Source organism: Enterococcus camelliae (assembly GCF_042685105.1).
Taxonomy (GTDB): domain Bacteria; phylum Bacillota; class Bacilli; order Lactobacillales; family Enterococcaceae; genus Enterococcus_G; species Enterococcus_G camelliae.
In genome coordinates this window covers 945-1455 of the sequence record NZ_JBHUMO010000044.1, presented here as the reverse complement: position 1 = coordinate 1455, position 511 = coordinate 945, and the positions used below count along the sequence as shown (strand labels likewise).

Here is a 511-nt window from a genome sequence, read left to right as displayed (position 1 = left end):
AGAGATCACGTTCACATTATGTTCAAAGCTCAACCTAAAACAGAATTGACAAAATTCATCAATGCCTATAAAAGTGCTAGCTCACGTTTGATAAAACGTGATTTTCCAAAAGTGAAACAATTTCTTTGGAAAGAAATGTTCTGGTCTAAAAGTTTTTGTCTTTTGACAACTGGCGCTGTACCAATTGAGGTGATTAAGAACTATATTCAAAATCAAGAAAATAATCATAAGTAGAGAGTAGGTGAATTTTATGGAACGACTAAAAGCATATAAATTCAGACTCTATCCAACAGAAGAGCAAGAGCTCTTCTTTGCCCAATCTTTTGGCTGTGTCCGTAAGGTCTATAATCTAATGCTTAATGACCGAAAAAAAGCATATGAAGAAGTAAAAAATGATTCTTCTAAAAAAATGGTCTTTCCCACCCCTGCTAAATACAAAGAAGAATTTCCGTTTTTGAAGGAAGTTGATAGTCTTGCCTTAGCTAATGCGCAACTCAATTTAGATAAGGCG

The 511-nt window shown here is 34.2% G+C and carries 2 protein-coding genes; both read left to right on the top strand.

Annotated features, from left to right (window positions below):
* A partial coding sequence (gene tnpA, locus ACFSR0_RS06990; RefSeq protein WP_379981267.1) for an IS200/IS605 family transposase occupies positions 1-234 on the top strand: 234 nt, incomplete at its 5' end.
* Positions 235-250: 16 nt separating this feature from the next.
* Positions 251-511, top strand: a 261-nt coding sequence (locus tag ACFSR0_RS06985) for a helix-turn-helix domain-containing protein (RefSeq protein ID WP_379981265.1), incomplete at its 3' end; no start/stop codon positions are given.